This is a genomic window from Nocardia sp. NPDC058633 (assembly GCF_042717045.1).
GTDB lineage: Bacteria > Actinomycetota > Actinomycetes > Mycobacteriales > Mycobacteriaceae > Nocardia.
On record NZ_JBHXRA010000033.1, the window covers coordinates 1 to 19,014 of the forward strand.

A 19,014-nucleotide genomic window follows, 5' to 3' on the forward strand; every position below is an offset into this window, starting at 1 on the left:
TGTTTTTGTTGGCGCGCGGGCGCGCACTTGCGGCGCCCCCGGGGGCCCCCCGTTTACCCACGGGGGCTTGCTCCTTCGTCGCGTACGCCCCGGCGGCTAACCGGCGACCCGGCCGCGACCGGCCACTTCGTGGCCGCCGCTCCCTATAGGTCGCGGGCGCGGGGCTGGGTTGGGTGGGTTGTTGAAGACGGGACGGGCCGGGGGCCGGGTGGTTGAACGTGCGGTGGGGGCGCGGACTACGGGCTGTAGGTGTGGTGGGGTCCACTACGTGGTGTCGTAGGTGGTCCGGCACAATGGGTGGTATGGGTTTCTTCGATTTGCGGTCTACGGCCAGTCGGTTTCGGTTCTTCGCGGTGCTCGAGGCACTGTCCTGGATCGGTCTGCTGACCGGTATGGCGTTCAAGTACCTGCCCGCGGAGGGCAACGAGATCGGCGTGAAGATCTTCGGACCGGTGCACGGCGCGATCTTCGTGCTGTTCGTGATCACGGCGCTGCTGACCTCGCGCGAACTCAACTGGAACTGGAAGACCACGGTGCTGGCGCTCGCCTCGAGCATTCCGCCGCTGTTCACCGTGATCTTCGAGGTCTGGGCGGTGCGCACCGGTCAGCTGGGTGAACTGAGCGCCGACGCGAGCAAGGGCTCCGCGGCTGCCACGCCGACGGCTTCGTGACAAACTGGAAACCGTGACTCGACCCGCTGCCCGCCGTCCTTCTCCCGCCGCTACTGCCGCTATGTCCGGCGCGGTGGACCTGTCCGCGCTGAAGCAGCCGCCCGCCGCACCCGGTGGCGCCGCTGCTCCGGCCTCGGGGAACCACACGGTCACCGAGGCGGATTTCGAAGCCAAGGTGATCCGGCGCTCGACGCAGGTGCCCGTAGTGGTCGCGCTGTTCTCACAGCGCAGCCCGGGCAGCGTCGACCTGGTTCGCACGCTGGAACGGTTCAACGCCGACGACCGCGGCGCCTGGGATCTGGCCGTCATCGAGGCCGAGACCAACATGAACATCGTCCAGGCGCTGCGCGTGCAGGGCATTCCGACGGTGATCGCGGTGGCGGGCGGACAGCCGCTGGCCGATTTCGAGGGCGCACAGCCGGACCCGCAGGTGCGGCAGTGGCTCGACGCGGTGATGGACGCGACCGCGGGCAAGCTCGAGGGCGACCCCGGCGCGGCCCCGGCCGAACCCGAGGTCGAGGATCCGCGCTTCGTCGACGCCGAGGACAAGCTGTCCGAAGGTGACTTCGCCGGCGCCGAGGCGGCCTATGAGGCGATCATCGCCGAGGAGCCCGGCAACGAGGAAGCCAAGGCGGCCCTGCGCCAGCTGCGCTTCCTGACCAGGGCTCAGCAGATCGACCCGGCCGTGGTCGCCACCGCCGATGGCGACCCGACGAATCTGGACGCCGCGCTCGACGCCGCCGATATCGAGTTGTTCGAGCAACGCCCCGAAGCGGCCTTCGACCGGCTCATCGCCGTCGTCAAGCGCACCGCGGGCGACGACCGCACCAGGGCCCGCACCCGTCTGCTCGAGCTGTTCGAGCTGTTCGACCCCGCTGAGCCCTTCGTGATCGCCGCCCGCCGCAGGCTCGCCGCCGCGCTGTACTGACCCCGCCCACCACTTCGAGGCCGCCCCGGCTGAACCGTCGGGGCGGCCTCTCCGTATTTCCGGACAGACCCGCGGCACCCGGTCGCGAGCTGATCCGAGGAGTACGTCATGACTTCACTCGACCACTCGGCGGCGGTGGATCAGGCCGAGGTGGAAGCCTTCGCCGAGAAGTTGGTCGGGGTGCTCGATCAGGCGAGTACCGCGCTGATGCTCAGCATGGGTCACCAGGTCGGCCTGTTCGACACGATGGCGGCCTGCCCCGGCGCGACCAGTGTGGAACTGGCCGAAGCGGCCGGCTTGGACGAGCGGTACGTGCGCGAATGGCTCGGCGCCGTCACCACCGCCGCCGTCGTGGACTACGACCCGGCCACCGCGACCTACACCCTGCCGCCCGCGCACGCGGCGAGCCTGACCAGAGCCGCCGGACCGGACAACCTGGCCCGCGTCATGCAGTTCATCTCCCAGCTCGGGGAGGTGGAGCCCAAGATCGTCGAACGGTTCCGTGTCGGCGGCGGCCTGTCGTACCAGGACTACGGACGGTTTCACGCGCTGATGGCGCAGGAGAGCGCGGAGGTGTTCGACGCCGCGTTGGTCGAGGTGATCCTGCCGATGGCGCCAGGTCTGCCCGAACGTCTGCGTACCGGCATCGATGTGGCCGATATCGCTTGCGGCAGTGGGCATGCCGTGAATTTGATGGCGCAGGCCTATCCGGCGAGCAGGTTCACCGGCTACGACTTCTCCGCGGACGCGGTGGAAGTCGGCGTCGCCGAAGCGGCCGCCATGGGACTGACCAATGTCGAGTTCGCCGTGCGCGACGTCGCGGATCTGCACGTACCCGAATCCTGTGATCTGATCACCGTTTTCGACGCCATCCACGATCAGGCTCACCCCGCGCTGGTGCTCGACAACATCGCGCAGGCGCTGCGCCCGGACGGTGTCTTCCTGATGGTCGACATCCACGCGTCGAGCAGGCTCGAGGAGAACCTGGATCTACCGCTCGGCCCGTTCCTCTACACCGTGTCGACGATGCACTGCATGTCGGTCTCGCTCGGGCAGGGCGGCGACGGACTCGGCACGGTCTGGGGCGAGCAGCGCGCGCTGTCGATGCTGGCCGACGCCGGTTTCACCGACGTGCAGACCCGTCATGTGGACGGCGACCCGCTCAACACCTACTACATCGCGCGCAAGGGTTAGCCCGACGACCGCTTCGCGCGTGCGGCCGACGCCTGTCCGGTCGGCGAGCTCAGCCAGAGCGCACTGTTCGGTGCCAGGGTGACGGTCGCCGAGCAGGGCTGTCCGTGCCACGGGGTGTCCTCGGCGGTGACGGCGCCGAGGTTGCCGATGCCCGAGCCCGCGTATTCGGTGGCGTCGGTGTTGAGGATCTCCTGCCAGGAACCGGTGTCGGGCAGGCCGACCCGGTAGTTCTCGCGGGTGGAGCCGGAGAAGTTGAAGATGGCGGCGACCGCGCTGCCGTCGGTGGCCCAGCGGAGGAAGGCGAACACGTTGGCGGTGCTGTCGTCGGCTTCGATCCAGGAGTGGCCGCCGGGCGTGGCGTCTTGGGTCCACAGGGCAGGGTGGGCGGTGTAGGTGCGGTTGAGGTCGGCGACCATCGTCGCAATGCCTTGGTGGAGTGGGTTTTCCAGCTCCTGCCAGTCGAGGCCGCGGTCGTTGTCCCACTCGCGGAACTGGCCGAATTCCTGGCCCATGAACAGCAGTTGCTTGCCGGGGTGAGCCCACATGTAGGCCAGCAGGGCGCGCACACCGCTCGCTTTGGCGAAGTCGTCGCCGGGCATGCGTGTCCACAGGGTGCCTTTGCCGTGCACGACCTCGTCGTGGCTGATCGGCAGCACGTAGTTCTCGCTCCACGCGTAGACCAGGGAGAAGGTCATCTCGTTGTGGTGCCAACTGCGGTGGATCGGGTCGCGGCCCAGGTAGCCGAGGGTGTCGTGCATCCAGCCCATGTTCCACTTCATGGTGAAGCCGAGGCCGCCGACATCGGTGCCGCGGGTGACGCCGGGCCAGGTGGTGGACTCCTCGGCGATGGTGACGACGCCGGGATGGGCGCCGTGCACGGTGTCGTTGAGTTCCTGCAGGAACTCGACCGCTTCCAGATTCTCGCGGCCGCCGTAGATATTCGGCTCCCAGCCGCCGTCGGGGCGCGAGTAGTCCAGGTACAGCATCGAGGCGACGGCGTCGACACGCAGGCCGTCGATGTGGAATTCGGAGATCCAGAAGGCGGCGTTGGCGACCAGGAAGTTACGGACCTCGTTGCGACCGAAGTCGAAAACGTAGGTGCCCCAGTCGAGTTGCTCGCCACGGCGGGGGTCGGGGTGCTCGTAGAGCGGCGTGCCGTCGAAGCGGGCCAGTGCCCACTCGTCGCGGGGGAAGTGCGCGGGGACCCAGTCCAGCAGCACCCCGATGCCCGCGTTGTGCAGGTGGTCGACGAAATAGCGGAAGTCGTCGGGGCTGCCGAACCGCGAGGTCGGGGCGTAGTACGAGGTGACCTGGTAGCCCCATGACCCGCCGAACGGGTGCTCGGCCACGGGTAGCAACTCCACGTGGGTGAATCCGGTGGCGCGCAGGTAATCGGCCAGCTGATGGGCCAGTTCGCGGTAGTCGAGACCGGGCCGCCAAGACCCGAGGTGGACTTCGTAGGCACTCATGGGGGAGCGGACCGCGTCGGCTTGCGCGCGGCGATCGATCCAGGCGCTGTCGGTCCACACGTGGTCGGCGCGGGTCACCACCGAGGCGGTCGCGGGCGGTATCTCGGTCGAAAAGGCAAAGGGGTCGGCATGATCCACGACGCGCCCGTCGGCACCGTGGATCCGGAACTTGTAGCGCGTGCCCGGCCCGACCCCCGGCACGAACACCTCCCACACCCCGGAACCGCCCAGCGCGCGCATCGGCGCCGACGTGCCGCTCCAGTGGTCGAAATCGCCGAAGACGGTGACACCGCGGGCATTCGGGGCCCACACCGCGAAGGAGGTGCCGTCGACCTCGCCGTCGAGGGTGGTGTAGTGGCGCGGGTGGGCGCCGAGCACCTCCCAGAGGCGGGTGTGTCGCCCTTCGCCGATGAGGTGCAGGTCGAATTCGCCGATGGTGGGCAGGAAGTGGTAGCCGTCGGCGGAGATCACGGTCTGGCCGCCCGGATATTCGGCCCGCACGCGGTAGTCGTCGATCTGTGGGTACGGCAGGACCGCGTCGAAGATGCCGTGGCCCAACGACTTCAGCCGATGTTCGGACTCGCCGACGAGGACGGTCACGGAGTCGGCATGGGGACGTAGAACCCGGACCGCGGTCCCGTCGGCGTGGGAATGCGCACCGAGGACGGTGTGGGGGTCGGTGTGGGTGCCCGCGGCCAGCAACAACAGATCGCGGCGCTTCATCACAGTGTCTCGCGGTAGGCCAGCGAGGCGCGGGCGGCGGCCGGAACCGCGGGCAGCGACAGGATGTGCGCGACCGCGCGTGCGGGGTCGAGGCGCACGAAATTCTGCTGGCCCCAGTGGTATTCCTCGCCGCTGACCTCGTCGAAGACCACCGGGCGGTCGTGCCATTCACGGCCGAGTGCGGGGAGATCGAGCGAAATGTGGCCCTGCTCAGCGGCATAGGGGTTCAGGTTCACGATGACGAGGACCGCGTCGCCGGTGACCGGATCGATCTTGGAGTAGGCGATCAGCGCGTCGTTGTCGACATGATGGAAGTGGATGCAGCGCAACTGTTGCAGTGCGGGGTGGTTGCGGCGGATCTCGTTGAGGCGGGTGAGCCACGGTTCCAGCGATTCGCCGCGTTCGAGGGCGCCGGCGAAATCACGGGGGCGCAGTTCGTACTTCTCCGAATCGAGGTACTCCTCGCTCCCCTCACGGACCGCCTCGTGTTCGAACAGTTCGAACCCGGAGTACACGCCCCAGGTGGGCGACAGGGTGGCCGCGAGGGCGGCGCGGATCGCGAACATGCCGGGCCCGCCGTGTTGCAGGCTTTCGTGCAGGATGTCGGGGGTGTTCACGAACAGGTTCGGCCTGGCTTCGTCTGCCTTGGCGGCGATCTCGTGGCCGAACTCGGTGAGCTCCCACTTGTGCACGCGCCAGGTGAAATAGGTGTAGGACTGGCTGAAGCCGCGGCGGGCCAGGCCGTAGAGGCGGGCCGGGCGGGTGAACGCCTCCGACAGCAAGATCACGTCGGGGTCGGTGCGGCGCACCTGCGTGATCAACCACTCCCAGAAATCGGCGGGCTTGGTGTGCGGGTTGTCCACGCGAAAGATGGTGACACCCAACGAGATCCAGTGCCGCACCACGCGCAGGATCTCGGCGTAGAGGCCGTCGGGGTCGTTGTCGAAGTTGACCGGGTAGATGTCCTGGTACTTCTTCGGGGGGTTCTCGGCGTAGGCGATGGTGCCGTCGGGCAGGGTGGTGAACCATTCGGGATGGGCGGCGACCCAGGGGTGGTCGGGGGCGCATTGCAGAGCCAGATCGATGGCGACATCGAGACCGAGAGCCGTTGCCTCGGAGACGAATTCGACGAAGTCGGCCTCGGTGCCCAGGAGGGGGTGCACGGCGTCGTGTCCGCCCTGCGCCGAGCCGATGGCCCACGGTGAGCCGACGTCGCCGGGTTCGGTGGTGAGCGTGTTGTTGCGGCCCTTGCGATTGATCTCCCCGACCGGATGGATCGGGGGCAGGTACACGACGTCGAAGCCCATGCCCGCGATGCGGGGGAGTTCGCGTGCGGCGGTGGCGAAGGTGCCGTGGATCGGGGCGCCCTCGGCGTCGCGACCGCCGGTGGAGCGGGGGAAGAACTCGTACCAGGCGCCGACCAGCGCGCGGCGGCGTTCGACCAGTACCGAGAACTGTGGGCCGCGGGTGACCATCTCGCGCAGCGGGGTGGCGCGCAGGATCTCGGCGACCTCCTCGGAGAACGCGGGGGCCACCCGGGCCGGGAGTTGTTCGTCGCCGCGCAGGGCGGTGGCGGCGGCCCGCAGACGTTCGAACTGTTTCTTCGGGACCGTCTGGGCGGCGCGTTCGAACAGCACGGCACCGATCTCGAGGTCGTTGGCCAGATCGGCGGCGGTCTGGCCGACGGACAATTTCGCTTCGACCGCGGAGCGCCAGGTGGCGAGGGGGTCGCTCCAGCCCTCGATGCGGTAGGTCCACAGGCCGGGGGTGTGCGGGGTGAACAGGGCGTTGAAGACGTCGGGTTGATAGTCGGGGCTCATTCGGATGCGGGTGATCCGAGAGGAGTTGGGAGCTCGGACGGCCAAGGTGGCGGCAACCGCGTCGTGGCCTTCGCGCCAGACGACGGCGCGCACGGGGAACACCTCGCCGACTGCGGCTTTGGCCGGGCGGCCGCCGGGGATGGACGGGGCGATGTCATCGATGGCTATCCGGCCGGTCACTCGGCTAACTTACTGCATTTCTGCTGGGTGGGGAGCGTAGGCGGGTGGGGCTGGTTTTCGCGGCCGGGCCCTGGCCGAGGGCGGCGCCGAGATCGTCGTCGTAGCCGCGGGCGTGCCGCAGCGGCGGTGCAGGGGGTGCCGGGTATCGCGAGCGATTCGTCGCCTCAGGCCGCGCGCAGGCCCGCGAGGAGCCGGTCGAGAGCGGCGATGGTGTCGGTGAGCGCGTCGGGGACTGTGGTGGTGGCCGACCACAGCGCGGCCTCGTTCATCGCGCCGGAGAGCAAGTGGGCCAGGGGGGCGATCGGTTGTGGGGGGAGCACACCGGTCTCGACGAGGGTTGACAGCGCTTCGTGCAGGTGACGGGCCGAATTGGCCTCGTCCATGGCGCGCCATTCGTGCCAGCCGAGGACGGCGGGGCCGTCGATCAGCAGGATCCGCTGGACCACGGGGTCCGCGGATGCCCGCAGGAAGGCCGCGCAGCCGGTGGTGAGCTGCTTCCAAGGGTCGGATTCGGTGCTCGCGGCGGTAGCCACCTGCGCGCCGATCTCCTCCTGCACCTGTGTGAGGACCGCGCGGAACAGGTCGGCCTTGCTGTCGAAGTGGTGGTACAGCGCGCCCTTGGTGAGGCCCGCGCACCTCACGATCTCCGACAACCCCACGGCGGCATAGCCTTTCGCGGCGAACAGTGCCCGTGCCTCGTGCAGCAGGATGCGCCGCGTCTCCTCGCGCTGTCGCGTGCGCGCCGTCGATGTCATCGGCCGTCCTCCCATTGACCTACCGCTGGTATGTGAACTACCGTACGACACATACCATCGGTATGTGAAAGGTGACCCCATGAAACTCAGCAGCTACTACCCCGTGCTCGCCACCACCCGGATCGCACAATCGCGCGACTTCTACACCGCCTGGTTCGGCTTCGAGATCGTTTTCGAGGCCGACTGGTACGTCAGCCTGCGTCGGCCCGGTATCGGCGACGAGCCGACCTACGAACTGGCACTGCTCGACCCCACGCACCCCACGATCCCCGCCGGCTTCGGCAAACCGGTCCAGGGCGTGCTGCTCAACTTCGAGGTCGACGACGTCGACGCCGAATGGGACCGACTCGTGAAAGTTGGCGGCCTGCGCCCGGAACTCGACCTGCGCACCGAAGGCTTCGGCCAACGCCACTTCATCGTCGCCGACCCCGCGGGCGTGCTGATCGACGTGATCACCGAGGTCCCACCGAGCCCCGAGTTCGCAGCACAGTTCGCCTAGGTCACTCGTGCGGGCACGATCGTTTATTCTTCCGGGGTGAAGGCACTCCGTCGGTTCACTGTCCGTGCCCATTTGCCGGAGCGGCTCGCCGCGCTGGACGAGTTGTCGACCAACCTGCGGTGGTCGTGGCACGGCCCGACGCAGGATCTGTTCGCCGAGCTCGACCCCCCGCTGTGGCGGGCGGTGGGGCAGGACCCGGTGCGGATGCTGGGGGAGGTGCCCGCCGAGCGGCTCGACGAGCTCGCCACCGATCCCGCGTACACCGCGCGGGTGGACGCGGCTGCCGCGGGCTTGCAGGACTACCTGACTCGGCCGCGTTGGTTCCAAGAGCAGACCGGCACCGACGTGGCGGGCATCGCCTACTTCTCGATGGAGTTCGGCGTCACCGAGGTGTTGCCGAACTACTCCGGCGGTCTGGGCATTCTCGCCGGTGACCACCTCAAGGCCGCCTCGGATCTCGGTCTGCCGCTGATCGGCGTCGGGCTGCTGTATCGCTCGGGGTACTTCCGGCAGTCGTTGTCGGCCGACGGCTGGCAGATGGAGCACTATCCGGCGCTCGATCCGCAGGGTCTGCCGCTGCGGCTGCTCACCAGTGACGGTTCGCCGGTGCTCATCCATGTCGGGATGCCCGAGGGGCGGGTGTTGCGGGCCAGAGTGTGGATCGCGCAGGTGGGGCGGATTCCGCTGCTGCTGCTCGATTCCGACATCGCCGACAACGACCCCGAACTGCGCGCTGTCACCGACCGGCTCTACGGCGGCGACCAGGACCATCGCATCAAGCAGGAGATTCTCGCCGGGATCGGCGGTGTGCGCGCGGTACGCGCCTACACTCGCGCCAACGGACTGCCCGACCCCGACGTCTTTCACATGAACGAGGGGCACGCGGGGTTCCTCGGCGTCGAGCGCATGCGTGAATTCATCGCGGGCGGGCTGGAATTCGAGACCGCACTGGCCGCGGTGCGCGCGAGCACCGTCTTCACCACGCACACCCCGGTTCCCGCCGGCATCGACCGATTCCCGATGCCGTTGGTGCGCAGGTACTTCGGTGGATCGCACGGCGAGTCCGAATCCGCCTTGCTGCCAGGGCTTTCCGTCGACCGGATCCTCGCGTTCGGTCGGGAGGGCGATCCCTCGGTGTTCAACATGGCGCACATGGGCCTGCGCATGGCCCAGCGCGCCAACGGTGTATCGAAACTGCACGGGGAAGTCAGCCGGGAGATGTTCGCGGCGCTGTGGCCGGGATTCGACGCCGCCGAGGTGCCGATCGGTTCGGTGACCAACGGCGTGCACGCCCCGACCTGGGCCGCGCGTGAATGGATCGACAAGGCACGCGAACTCGTCGGCCCGGAGCTGGTCGAGGAGGCGCGGGGCTGGGAGAAGCTCAGCGATGTCGACCTCGGTCAGCTGTGGTCGACCCGTAACACGTTGCGCGGCGTGCTGATCGACGAAGTGCGGCGCAGGCTGCGCGATTCCTGGCGGCAGCGCGGCGCCGCCGACGCCGAACTCGGCTGGATCGACGACGTCTTCGATCCGAACGTGCTCACCATCGGCTTCGCCCGCCGCGTCCCCACCTACAAGCGGCTCACCCTCATGCTGCGCGACCCCGAACGCCTGCGCGCGCTGCTGCTCGACCCCGAGCGACCGGTGCAGCTGGTGGTCGCGGGCAAGAGCCACCCCGCCGACGACGGCGGCAAGGCGCTGATCCAGCAGGTCGTGCGGTTCGCCGACGACCCCGAGGTGCGCCATCGCATCGTCTTCCTGCCCGATTACGACATGTCGATGGCCCGCTACCTGTACTGGGGCTGTGATGTGTGGCTGAACAATCCGCTGCGCCCGCTCGAGGCGTGCGGGACCTCCGGGATGAAGTCCGCGCTCAACGGCGGCCTCAACCTGTCCATCCGGGACGGTTGGTGGGACGAGATGTTCGACGGCGAGAACGGCTGGGCCATCCCCACCGCCGACGGCGTCCGCGACGAGACCCGCCGCGACGATCTGGAGGCCTCGGCGCTCTACGAACTCGTCGAGCGCACCGTCGCGCCGCGCTTCTACGACCGCGACGCGCGCGATGTGCCGGTGCGCTGGACCGAGATGGTGCGCCACACCTTGCAGACCACCAGCCCGAAGGTGCTGGCGTCGCGGATGGTGCGCGACTACGCCGAGCAGTACTACGGACCGGCCGCCGCCGCGTTCGGCCGGGTGGCCGCCGATGATTTCGCCGGCGCCGCACAGGTGGCCGAATACCGCGGGCGTGTCGACGCCGCGTGGCCGTCGGTGCGGATCGCGCAGGTGGACAGCTCGGGTCTGCCCGACACTCCGGTGATCGGTGCGGAACTGTCGCTGCACGCGCGCATCGACCTCGGTGGGCTCGCGCCCTCGGACGTGGTGGTGCAGGCCGTCCTCGGCCGGGTGTCGCCGACCGACGAGCTGACCGACACCACCGCCGTCGAGATGCGCCACACCGGTACCGACGACGGTAGCCAGCTCTACGCGATCCAGGCTCCGGTGCCGCTGTCGGGTGCGGTCGGTTACACGGTGCGGGTGCTCCCGCACCACGAACTGCTGGCCTCGAACGCCGAACTGGGTGCGGTGGCCGTCGCGGGCGCGTAACCGTACCCGCTGACGCGATTGCCTGGTTATTCGATTCAGTGAACTTTCCGCTACCGTTCCGGGGCAATCCTTCTTCTTCTTGAAGCTTCTTTCGGAACCCGGACTGGAGAGTCATGGCCAGCGACGTCGTAACCCGCGCCCGAGGGCGCATCGACGGATATTTCGGTATCTCGTCGAGTGGGTCCACCTTCAAGCGCGAGGCGATGGCGGGCACGGTCACGTTCCTGGCGATGTCGTATGTGCTGGCGGTGAACCCGTCGATCCTCGGTGACGAGGGCGCCCTCGGCGACAAGGGCATCCCGATGCAGGCGGTCTTCACGGCCACCGCCGTCGCCGCGGTCTTCGGCACGCTCGTCATGGGTATCTGGGCGAAGTACCCGATCGCACTCGCCCCGGGCATGGGACTCAACGCGTTCTTCGCCTACACCGTGGTGCTCAGCATGGGCATCCCGTGGGAAGTCGCGCTGTCGGGCACGCTGCTCTCGGGTGTCATCTTCTTCGTCTTGGCGGTCACGAAGGTCCGGGAACGGATCCTCAACGCCATCCCGTTGCAGATGAAGTTCGCGGTCGGCGCGGGGATCGGCTTGTTCGTGGCGTTCCTCGGCCTGAAGAACGCGGGGATCGTCGTCAACAGCGACGCGACATTGGTCACCCTCGGCGACTTCACCAAGGGCACCACCCTGCTGGCCCTGTTCGGCCTGATCGTGACGGTGGTCTTCCTGGTGATCGGCTGGCACGGCGCCGTGCTGTACGGCATCGTCGCGACCACGGTCCTTGGCATGGTGACCGGTCTGGTCGGCGTACCCGACGGCATCGCCGAGATGCCGAAGGGCCTGGACCAGACCTTCGGCCAGGCGATCATCCACCTGCCCGATGCCTTCACCGGGCAGATGATCGTGGTGGTGCTGACCATGTTGTTCGTCGACTTCTTCGACTCCTCGGGCACTCTGATCGGCGTCGCCAACCAAGCCGGTCTGCTGAGCAAGGACGGCACCCTGCCCCGTGCGGCGAGCGCGATGGCCGCCGATTCGGTCGGCACCACCGCGGGCGCGATCATCGGTACCTCCACCACCACCGCCTATGTCGAATCCACGGCGGGTGTGTCGGCGGGCGGTCGAACGGGGCTCACGGCGGTGACCACGGCGGGCTGGTTCCTGATCGCGATGTTCTGCTATCCGATCTTCTCGGTGATCGCCGGATCCGCCGAGGTGACCTCGGCGGCACTCATCGTGGTCGGCGTGCTGATGGCGCGCTCGCTCGGTGACATCGACTGGCAGCACCTCGAGTACTCGGTGCCCGCGTTCATCACCGTCATCATGATGCCGCTGACGTATTCGATCGCCAACGGCCTGGCGATGGGCATGATCTTCTACCCGATCGCGATGGTCGCCAGGGGTCGCGTCAAGGAAGTGCATCCGGCCATGTGGGCACTGATGGTGCTGTTCCTCGCGTACTTCTTCTTCCTGGTCGAGTAGCGGTGCTCGGCATAGATGTGTCTATACTTAGGCTAGCCTAGCCAAGCTTGAAGGAGATCTACCTATGAAGCGTTCGCTCGTTGCCGCGTCGATGGCGTTTGCCACCATCTTCGCGCCGGTCACCGCCGCTGTTGTCGCCACCGCCCCCGCCGCGATTGCCGCCCCTGCCACGCCCTCGGTCGGTCAGCTGTACGGCAAGCTGCAGGCGGCCATGAACGGGTCGGCGGCCGAGCTCGAGTCGGGTAATGCCGGTGGCCTCGCGGTCGTGCGCGACACCGTCAACCGGATCCCCGGCTACAGCTGGGATGTCTCCGGCCCGGTCACCGTGGACGGCGACACCCTGTCGGCCACGCTGAACAGCCGCCTCGGCGACTACACCTTCCCGATCCCGGTGACCTGGGTCGACGTCGACGGCACCTGGAAGCTGTCGCAGGAGTCGGAGAGCACGCTGGTCAGCTACGCCACCATGGCGTGGTGATCTGAGTTCTTCGAAAGGGCCGTCCCGCGGGGCGGCCCTTTTCGTTGCCCTGTGGTCGGCGTCACAGAATTGTCGGGAGCGGCGTGAAATAGTCACAGTGGACCCAGGGTTGTGACCGAGGAAGGCAACCGGACCATGGTCCGGTTGCGGGCATGTATCGAATCGCAGACGAGGACACGATGACCGACACCGCTACCCGCATCACCCCGACCGCCACGACCGACGAGACCACAGCCGCGGGCATCGGCCTGTTGGTGCTGCGTATCGGCTTCGGCGGACTGATGGCCGCATACGGAACCCAGAAGCTGTTCGGCTGGTTCAACGGGCCCGGCTGGCGCGCCAATGCCGACAGCTTCACCGCCATGGGCTACAACCCCGGCGAATTCTTCGGCACACTGGCCGGGCTCACCGAATTGGTCGGCGGGCTGCTGCTGGTATTCGGGCTGTTCACGCCGCTGGCCGCCGCCATCGTGCTCGGGACGATGATCAACGCGATCAACGTGCTGTGGAGCGGTGGGCTCTTCCCGACGGATCCGTCGGTGCCGGGGTTCACGACGCCGCTGCTGTTCGCGCTGGCCGCCGCTGCGCTGGCGTTCACCGGGCCGGGCCGATTCTCGCTCGACGCCGGGCGCCCATGGCAGCGTCAGGGTGTGGTGTGGGGCGGCGGAGCCGTGGCGATCGCCGTCGTGGCCGCGGTCGTGACATTGATCTTGAAGTCGGTGCTCTGATCTGACGCACAGCGCTGCTCCGACGCGGTGCTCGAGTCGGCTGTTCGACGTGAGGGTGGCGCGGTGACCGGGATTCGGTTGCCGCGCCGCCTCTTTCACGCGGTGCCCGCTGATTCGTCATCGCCCGTACGCCCGCGGTTCGACCGAGGGCGCGCGGGGAGTCGGTGGCAGCGATTAACCTCGTGGCGGCGCTTGTTCACCGGCGCCACGCATTGTCCGCGGATGAAAGAGGAGAGCTGCGATGAAGGCTTATGACCTGGGTTTCGGAGACTCGGCGGACAAACTGGCCGAGACGCCGGACGGTGAGCCGCTGGCTCTGGCCGCGCCGGTGCGTTCCGGGTGGATCGGCAGTGAGGGCCCGGCCATCGATCCGGCCACCTGGCCGCGCGGGCCGGTCACCGGCCTGCCGATGATGCACGCGCTCACCCTGCGCCTGCCCGCCGATTTCCAGCGCCGCGGCCCGGGGTTCCCCGCCATCGCGCTCTTCCAGGGCGAAGGACAGTTCGCCGGTACCGATGCGGTCGAGGCCGACGCCTCGTCGGAGGACCCACTCGCCCGCGATCTGGTCGCTACCCGCCCGCACCCGAAGGCGCAGATCATGCACGACGAGATCGGTGGCGCTTTCGCCCTGATCTGGCTCACCGACAAGGAATTCGCCGGCGGCCCCGTCGCCCCACCCGCCGACGTTCGCCTGCCCGGTTCCCCGACCGCGAGCGACGAGGGCTGCAATGCCTGGGACGACGTGCACCCCACCGTCGGGGTCTGGCTCGCCGAGCGCACCGCCGACCCCAACGTCGGCATTCCCCCGGTCGAATACGAGCCGAACACTGAATACCAGGACCCGCTCACCGAAGACTCCGGCTGGACCACCTGGGCCGAGCCCCTCTTCGGCCGCTCCCACCTCGGCGGCACCGCCTTCCCCGTCCAGGCCCTGCCCGAGGGGTTGACCCCGTACTACCTGGAAATCGAAGAGATCTCCGGCATGAACTTCGGCGGCGGCAACGCCCAACTCGACTTGGAATCGGGCGTTTTCGATTGGTCCTGCGGGTAGGTCAGGTCCGCCTTGCCGGGCGGTCGTCGTCGGGCTGTGGGGCGGCGACGGTCCGGGTTTCGGGTGAGAGGCGGTCGGTGGCAGACAGATCGACAAACGGCTCGGCCGTGGGTCGTTCGCGCGAGCGGACGTGGACGGCTATCCCGGCCAGGGTGATCAGGTAGATGATCACGTAGATGTTCATCAGCACCTGGGGCAGCGGCCACCACGGGGGCAGCAGGAACGTGCCGACGCTCACCCAGGTGGGGGTGTAGGTGTAGGTCCAGGCGGCGATGGCCAGGTAGAGCGCCGCCGCGGCGAGCCACCACGGGGCGCGGGTCTGGGCTCGGTGGATCAGGTAGACGAGCAGCGGGACGAACCAGACCCAGTGGTGGCCCCAGGAATACGGCGAGACGGCGCAGGCGGTGAGGCCGCCGAGGGTGACCGAGAGCAGCGGTTCGTCGCGGCGGACCAGGACCGCGGCCAGCCACAGCGCGACCAGCGCGATCGGTACGGCGATCAGCAACCACAACCACACCGGCGCGGGGCCGTGGGTGAGGTGAGCGATGGCGCCGCGTATGGACTGATTCGCAGGATGCTCGTCGGGGGCGATGCGGCCGGAATGGAAGAACGTCGACGTCCAGTACTGATAGGAGTCGCGGGGAAGCACAAGCGCGGTCAGGCCGATCGATGCGACGAAGGTGCCAACGGCGGTCGCGGCCGCGCGCCACTGCCGTTGGGCCAGGTACTGAGCGATGAAATACAGCGGGGTCAGCTTGATTCCGGCGGCGATACCGATGCCGATGCCGCGCAGCTTGCTGTTCTCGGCGCGGGAGAAGTCCCACAGCACCACCAGCATCAGCATCAGGTTGATCTGCCCGTAGTAGAGCGTGGTGCGCACCGGCTCGGCGAAAGTGCAGGCCAGGGCGAGAAGAGCGCTCACAGCGGCCGACCCGGCTGTGACGCGGTAGCCGAGCATCCGGAAGCTCTGCAGCACAACGCCGAACAGCACCAGCAGATTCAGCACCATCCACGTGGTGGTGACGTGCGCCCACGGCACCAGCAACAACGGCAGGAACACCAGTGCCGAGAACGGTGTGTAGGTGTAGAGCAGGCCGTAGTGCGTCGGGTCGATGTAGAGGGCCCGTTCGTGTACGACCCGCCAGCCACCGTCGCGGTAGATGTGCACGTCCAGGCCGCCGACGAGAATGCCGCCGCTGTCCATCCAGGGATCCATGGTGGTGAACAGCAGCGTCACGCCGGCGACGGCGGTGCCGAGTAGGAGAAGCAGCGTCAGGGTCATGCGCGGCAGTGCCACGCCTGGTGATCTCTCCGCCACGGCCGTGCTACCGGCCGGCCCGCATCGTATGCACGACTAAAAACCTACCGCGCCGGGTCGACGGCGTTCGGCGCGGACCGACTTCGGTAGGAAATCGACATGATCGCGGGTACAGCCACGCCGCGAACACTTCTCGAGCGCCGGGCGGGCATCCGCGGCCTGCCTGCGTGAACGTCGCGGCACGCGCGAAAGGCGCTCCGCGAGCGATCATGCCGTCGGGCGCAAGGTCAGCATGGTGTCGGCGCCGTGGTGGAACTCGTATCCGGTCTTTTGCAGCGAGGTGGCGATGCCCTTGTCGTGGAGTTCGGTGCGTAGGTGGTCGATGAGGTCGTCGAGCGGGGCCCCGGTGTAGTCGAGCAGTGGGTAGACGCGAGCTTCGGTGGTGGCGACGCGGGCCAGTTCGAGCAGGGCGGCCAGGTGGAAGTCGGCATCCAGTCGATCGGCGTAACTGAACAGCAGGTGGGAGCTCAGGGCCAGGTCGAACGCGTCGTCGGGGCAGGGCAAGGAGGGTAAGGAGCCGGCCAGGTAGCGGTGGGGCGCGGCGCGCACGTCGTCGGCGAAGCGGGCGGCGGCGCCGCGGCGGATCGCGGCGTGCTCGGCGGTGGAGCCGTACCAATCCCAGCGGTAGCGGTCGGCGTGGGAGTGCGCCCAGGCCACCGCGCGCTCGGTTTCGGGGGTCGCGCGCGCGGCCAGTTCGATCGGCGGGGTGGCGTAGATCGGATCGATCGCGGTGACGTCGGCACCCAATGCGCTCGCCTCGGCGGCGAAACTCGCTGCGCCACCGGGACAATCGAGGACGCGGCGCCCGGCCAGATCTTCGTCGGAGAGATGAAACATCGCGCGGTACTCGGCCAAAGATCTTGCACTGACCAGAAATTCGCCGAGTACCTCGCCATCGGCGTGGTGCATCATCACCACACGTTCTCACGAGTTGCGTTCGCACGCTCGCTGATTCACGAGTGTGGTCACCTCGATTGCAATACTCGACCTGCGACGGTCGGGCGGTTCAGGCGGTGTCGGTGAGCCGACGCAGCGCTTTGGCGACGACCTCGGGATCGCTGGTCTCCCAGTACGGCGGCAGCGAAGCACGCAGGTAGCTGCCGTAGCGGGCGGTGGCGAGGCGGGAATCCAGGATCGCGACCACGCCGCGGTCGTCGACGCTGCGCAGCAGTCTGCCGGTGCCTTGGGCCAGTAGCAGCGCGGCGTGATTGGCGGCCACGGTCATGAAACCGTTGCCTCCGCGCGACTCCACCGCCCGCTGACGCGCGGTGAGCAACGGATCGTCGGGGCGCGGGAACGGAATACGGTCCAGGATAACGAGACTCAGCGACGGGCCGGGCACATCGACGCCCTGCCAGAGGGTGAGGGTGCCGAACAGGGAGGTGGCCGGGTCGTCGGCGAACTTGCGCACCAGCGCGCCCATGGAATCGTCACCCTGGCACAGCACCGGGGTGTCGAGCCGTTCGCGCAGCGCCTCGGTGGCGGCCTTGGCGGCGCGCATCGAGGAGAACAGGCCGAGCGTGCGTCCACCCGCCGCGGTGATGAGCTGTTCGATCTCGTCGAGGTAGGCGGGGGAGAGTCCGTCGCGGCCCGGTGCGGGCAGGTGCTTGGCGACATAGAGGATGCCGGATTTGGCGTGGTCGAACGGGGAACCGACGTCGAGAGCGTTCCAGCGCACCGATTCCAGATCGGCGGGCGCGGTGGCTCCGTTGGCCATGGTCGGATCGACCTTGCCGCCCGACTGCGACGGCAGGCCCCAGGTGATCGCGAGACCGTCGAAGGAACCACCGATCTGCAGGGTGGCCGAGGTGAGGACGACCGTCGCGGTGCCGAACAGTCTGCTGCGCAGGAGTCCACCGACCGACAGCGGCGCCATCCGCAAGGTGCGGCGGGCGACGCCGCGCATCTCGTCGGCCGACAACCAGATCACATCGCGGCGGGCCGCAGGGTCGGCCTCCTCGAACGCGGTGAGCGCGCGAACCGCGGCGTCGTGCACGTCGTCGATGGCGGCCACCGCCATGGTGCGGGCGGCGGCGTTGTCGGGGTCGTCCTGGGATTTGACGGTGCCCTGCGGTGCGATCGCGGTGCGGGCGTTCCAGGCCGAGTCGCGGACCAGGGCGAGGACGGCAGCGATGCCGTCGGGCATCTGGTCCCATCGGCCGGGCGGCAGATCCTCGAGTGCCTGGTGGAAGGCCTCCGCGGCCCCTTCCAGGCGGTCGACCTCGCGTTCGTCGATCAGTTTGGTGCACCGACGGGCCGCGGCGCTGATCGCGGTCGCGGCCAGTTCGGCGGTGGCGACGCCGGTGACGCGGTCGACCAGTTCGTGGGCCTCGTCGATCACCACCACGTCGTGTTCGGGCAGGATCTGGATGCCGCTGATGGCGTCGATGGCCAGCAGGGCGTGGTTGGTCACCACCACGTCGGCCTGGGCCGATTCCGCGCGTGCCTTCTCGGCGAAGCAGTCCTGGCCGAACTGGCAGCGGGACTTGCCGAGGCATTCGCGCGAGCCGACGCTGACCTGGCGCCAGGCTCGATCGGTGACCCCGGGTGCCAGTTCGTCGCGGTCGCCGGTCTCGGTGTCGGAGGCCCATTCGTTGAGGCGCTGGACTTCGCGGCCGAGGCGGGAGATGGCGAAGGCGTCGAACAGTTCGGCCTCGCCGCCGGTGTCCTCGGGGATGACGCTGTTGATCTTGTTCAGGCAGAGGTAGTTGTTGCGGCCCTTGAGGATCGCGAACTGGGGCGCCCGGCCGAGTGGTTTGGTGAGTGCTTCGGCGAGGCGGGGCAGGTCGCGGTCGACGAGCTGGCGTTGCAGCGCGATCGTCGCGGTGGAGACCACGACGGTGCGCCCGGTCCGTACCGCGTGGCGCAGGCTCGGGATGAGGTAGGCCAGCGATTTCCCGGTACCGGTGCCGGCTTGGACGGCCAGGTGTTGCTTGGTGTCGATCGCGTGGTCGACCGCGGTGGCCATGGTGGTCTGCCCGGTGCGTTCCTTGCCGCCGAGGGCATGCACGGCGGTGACGAGCAGGTCGGCGACGGGAGGAAGTTCGGGCACGCTGGCAGCTTATCCGTCGCCTCGGACAGGTTCGGTCGGGCTGGTTCGTCGGGGCGCCGGGGGATC

Annotated in this window: 15 protein-coding genes; 9 read left to right on the forward strand and 6 right to left on the reverse strand. The window is 68.4% G+C overall.

From position 1 onward, the window contains the following. The first annotated feature begins 302 nt into the window (after positions 1-302). From ACFWUR_RS28910 to ACFWUR_RS28920, 3 genes are all read left to right on the forward strand, one after another. Complete coding sequence (locus ACFWUR_RS28910) at positions 303-671, forward strand: DUF3817 domain-containing protein (RefSeq protein ID WP_378911046.1); 369 nt, start codon at positions 303-305, stop codon at positions 669-671. A 61-nt stretch (positions 672-732) separates the two neighbouring features. After that, positions 733-1,599 carry a tetratricopeptide repeat protein gene (locus tag ACFWUR_RS28915; protein WP_378911085.1) on the forward strand — a complete coding sequence of 289 codons (867 nt, stop codon included), beginning with the start codon at positions 733-735 and terminating at the stop codon, positions 1,597-1,599. A gap of 108 nt (positions 1,600-1,707) precedes the next feature. Next, complete coding sequence (locus ACFWUR_RS28920) at positions 1,708-2,793, forward strand: class I SAM-dependent methyltransferase (protein ID WP_378911049.1); 1,086 nt, start codon at positions 1,708-1,710, stop codon at positions 2,791-2,793. Here ACFWUR_RS28920 and glgB read toward each other — a convergent pair. From glgB to ACFWUR_RS28935, 3 genes are all read right to left on the reverse strand, one after another. Continuing rightward, entirely contained in the window at positions 2,790-4,985 is a 2,196-nt protein-coding gene (glgB, locus tag ACFWUR_RS28925; RefSeq protein WP_378911050.1) for a 1,4-alpha-glucan branching protein GlgB, read from the reverse strand. The two genes, ACFWUR_RS28920 and glgB, sit on opposite strands and share 4 nt — an antisense overlap. After that, positions 4,985-6,985 carry a maltotransferase domain-containing protein gene (locus tag ACFWUR_RS28930; protein ID WP_378911052.1) on the reverse strand — a complete coding sequence of 667 codons (2,001 nt, stop codon included), beginning with the start codon at positions 6,983-6,985 and terminating at the stop codon, positions 4,985-4,987. Before ACFWUR_RS28930 ends, glgB begins: the two co-directional genes overlap by 1 nt. A gap of 164 nt (positions 6,986-7,149) precedes the next feature. Continuing rightward, positions 7,150-7,740, reverse strand: coding sequence for a TetR/AcrR family transcriptional regulator (locus ACFWUR_RS28935; protein WP_378911053.1), 591 nt, complete (start codon positions 7,738-7,740; stop codon positions 7,150-7,152). A gap of 79 nt (positions 7,741-7,819) precedes the next feature. Between ACFWUR_RS28935 and ACFWUR_RS28940 the strand changes: the two genes are divergently transcribed. The 6 genes from ACFWUR_RS28940 (at position 7,820) to ACFWUR_RS28965 (ending at position 14,578) form a co-directional block, all read left to right on the forward strand. Next, positions 7,820-8,239, forward strand: a complete 420-nt coding sequence (locus ACFWUR_RS28940) for a VOC family protein (RefSeq protein WP_378911055.1) — start codon at positions 7,820-7,822, stop codon at positions 8,237-8,239. A gap of 36 nt (positions 8,240-8,275) precedes the next feature. Beyond that, entirely contained in the window at positions 8,276-10,846 is a 2,571-nt protein-coding gene (glgP, locus tag ACFWUR_RS28945; protein WP_378911057.1) for an alpha-glucan family phosphorylase, read from the forward strand. A gap of 113 nt (positions 10,847-10,959) precedes the next feature. Further along, positions 10,960-12,321, forward strand: coding sequence for an NCS2 family permease (locus ACFWUR_RS28950; protein ID WP_378911059.1), 1,362 nt, complete (start codon positions 10,960-10,962; stop codon positions 12,319-12,321). 64 nt (positions 12,322-12,385) lie between these two features. After that, positions 12,386-12,799: a hypothetical protein gene (locus ACFWUR_RS28955; protein WP_378911061.1), complete on the forward strand. Its 414-nt coding sequence runs from the start codon at positions 12,386-12,388 to the stop codon at positions 12,797-12,799. Positions 12,800-12,978: 179 nt separating this feature from the next. Continuing rightward, complete coding sequence (locus tag ACFWUR_RS28960; protein WP_378911062.1) at positions 12,979-13,527, forward strand: DoxX family protein; 549 nt, start codon at positions 12,979-12,981, stop codon at positions 13,525-13,527. 241 nt (positions 13,528-13,768) lie between these two features. Continuing rightward, positions 13,769-14,578, forward strand: a complete 810-nt coding sequence (locus tag ACFWUR_RS28965; RefSeq protein ID WP_378911064.1) for a hypothetical protein — start codon at positions 13,769-13,771, stop codon at positions 14,576-14,578. Position 14,579: 1 nt separating this feature from the next. On the opposite strand, the gene ACFWUR_RS28970 is transcribed toward ACFWUR_RS28965, so the two are convergent. The 3 genes from ACFWUR_RS28970 to ACFWUR_RS28980 form a co-directional block, all read right to left on the reverse strand. Further along, the gene (locus tag ACFWUR_RS28970; protein ID WP_378911066.1) at positions 14,580-15,875 is read right to left on the reverse strand and encodes a glycosyltransferase 87 family protein; all 1,296 of its coding nucleotides are present in this window, start codon (positions 15,873-15,875) and stop codon (positions 14,580-14,582) included. A 228-nt stretch (positions 15,876-16,103) separates the two neighbouring features. Continuing rightward, positions 16,104-16,808 (reverse strand): hypothetical protein, encoded by a 705-nt coding sequence (locus ACFWUR_RS28975; RefSeq protein WP_378911068.1) that lies wholly within the window; start codon positions 16,806-16,808, stop codon positions 16,104-16,106. 94 nt (positions 16,809-16,902) lie between these two features. Then, positions 16,903-18,948 (reverse strand): ATP-dependent DNA helicase, encoded by a 2,046-nt coding sequence (locus ACFWUR_RS28980; protein WP_378911069.1) that lies wholly within the window; start codon positions 18,946-18,948, stop codon positions 16,903-16,905. Between the last annotated feature and the right edge of the window lie 66 nt (positions 18,949-19,014).

Excerpts from the sequence above, each read along its gene's own strand:
- ACFWUR_RS28910 (WP_378911046.1), top strand. The coding sequence starts at position 303 with ATGGGTTTCTTCGATTTGCGGTCTACGGCCAGTCGGTTTCGGTTCTTC.
- ACFWUR_RS28915 (WP_378911085.1), top strand. The coding sequence starts at position 733 with ATGTCCGGCGCGGTGGACCTGTCCGCGCTGAAGCAGCCGCCCGCCGCA.
- ACFWUR_RS28920 (WP_378911049.1), top strand. The coding sequence starts at position 1,708 with ATGACTTCACTCGACCACTCGGCGGCGGTGGATCAGGCCGAGGTGGAA.
- glgB (WP_378911050.1), bottom strand. The coding sequence starts at position 4,985 with ATGAAGCGCCGCGATCTGTTGTTGCTGGCCGCGGGCACCCACACCGAC.
- ACFWUR_RS28935 (WP_378911053.1), bottom strand. The coding sequence starts at position 7,740 with ATGACATCGACGGCGCGCACGCGACAGCGCGAGGAGACGCGGCGCATC.
- ACFWUR_RS28940 (WP_378911055.1), top strand. The coding sequence starts at position 7,820 with ATGAAACTCAGCAGCTACTACCCCGTGCTCGCCACCACCCGGATCGCA.
- ACFWUR_RS28950 (WP_378911059.1), top strand. The coding sequence starts at position 10,960 with ATGGCCAGCGACGTCGTAACCCGCGCCCGAGGGCGCATCGACGGATAT.
- ACFWUR_RS28955 (WP_378911061.1), top strand. The coding sequence starts at position 12,386 with ATGAAGCGTTCGCTCGTTGCCGCGTCGATGGCGTTTGCCACCATCTTC.
- ACFWUR_RS28960 (WP_378911062.1), top strand. The coding sequence starts at position 12,979 with ATGACCGACACCGCTACCCGCATCACCCCGACCGCCACGACCGACGAG.
- ACFWUR_RS28965 (WP_378911064.1), top strand. The coding sequence starts at position 13,769 with ATGAAGGCTTATGACCTGGGTTTCGGAGACTCGGCGGACAAACTGGCC.
- ACFWUR_RS28975 (WP_378911068.1), bottom strand. The coding sequence starts at position 16,808 with ATGATGCACCACGCCGATGGCGAGGTACTCGGCGAATTTCTGGTCAGT.